The 1,060-nt window shown below is 64.2% G+C and carries 2 protein-coding genes; both read right to left on the bottom strand.

Going from position 1 to position 1,060, the window contains the following annotated elements; translation table 11 throughout:
- Positions 1-16: 16 nt before the first annotated feature.
- Complete coding sequence (locus HMPREF2581_RS28560) at positions 17-634, bottom strand: glycoside hydrolase family 19 protein (RefSeq protein WP_003119045.1); 618 nt, start codon at positions 632-634, stop codon at positions 17-19.
- Positions 631-966, bottom strand: a complete 336-nt coding sequence (locus HMPREF2581_RS28555) for a phage holin, lambda family (RefSeq protein WP_003119044.1) — start codon at positions 964-966, stop codon at positions 631-633. Before HMPREF2581_RS28555 ends, HMPREF2581_RS28560 begins: the two co-directional genes overlap by 4 nt.
- Between the last annotated feature and the right edge of the window lie 94 nt (positions 967-1,060).

Here is a 1,060-nt window from a genome sequence, read left to right as displayed (position 1 = left end):
GTCGTGAACCCGAGCATCATTCCCCCTTGAGCGCAGCACGCGCCCATTCGAGCCGGGCGTTGCGATCCTCGGCCCCGGTAAACGATCCGTTTATGCGGAGGGTGATCTTCTCGAAACGGCCCTGGTCGGCCAGATCGTTTAAACCGCGCGACTGCCAGAACCAACCCGCTGCGATGGCTGCCCAGGTCCGTTGCTCCAGCAGTTCCGGCTGCGCCACCAGCGGCAGCGCTAGGGCGCGTGCAGCTTCGGCGTAGTTGTCGTGGCCGGTGATCATGATCAGGCCACGACCACGGTATCGATGCCCATCGCCCGTATCCGGCGACCCATTGCCCATCCTGTTGGCATAGACGCGGTTCGCGATGCGCTCTGGCTGGCGGGCGTACTGCTTCGCCTCGGTCGGCGTGAACCGCTTCGGCCAGGTCTTGAGCAGACCCTCGGCGGAGTAGTTCAGGTTCTCGACCAATCGGCGCAGACTCTGGCTTTCGTGCCCGACCTGGGCGAGAAACATCGCCACACGCTCGGGCGAGTTGATCTCGAACCGGGCCATGGCGCCGTTGATGTGTTCAACCCAAGTCGAGGCAGTAGCAGCACCGCACCCGGTAGCGCGGTCGAGTTGGTCAGCGGTGATCTTCATTCGCCAGCCCCCCGGCGCGGAAACTTCCAGTCGGCGATCCGATCAGCGAACTCGGCGATCTTCTTCACCCCTAGGAAACCGGTGAACACCCCAGCAGCGGTAGCCATGTTCTGTGGCAGGCCGAACCACTCAAGGACCGGAATCAGGCCCAAGGTAATCAAGGTGCAGAGCGTTGCCTCGAGCAGCGCCTGGCGCCGCGTTCCACCGCCGTAGATCACCCGGGTCAGCGCGACCACAAAGGACAGGCCGGCGGCGTACAGCTGCGGATAGTGCGCAGACAGCCACGCCAGCAGCGCAGCCCACGTGATGGGGTCTTTGTCGGGCATTTTCATGGTCTCGAATCCCCTCGGCGGGGCGGAAATGAAAAAGCCCAGCGCGAGGGCTGGGCCAGGAATGGGTGCGGGTGGATAGGGGCCACTACCCCGT

This window comes from Pseudomonas sp. HMSC057H01, from assembly GCF_001836405.1.
Classification (GTDB): Bacteria; Pseudomonadota; Gammaproteobacteria; order Pseudomonadales; family Pseudomonadaceae; genus Pseudomonas; species Pseudomonas aeruginosa.
The sequence above is the reverse complement of the archived record's forward strand: the minus strand, read 5'-3'. Positions and strand labels throughout refer to the sequence as shown.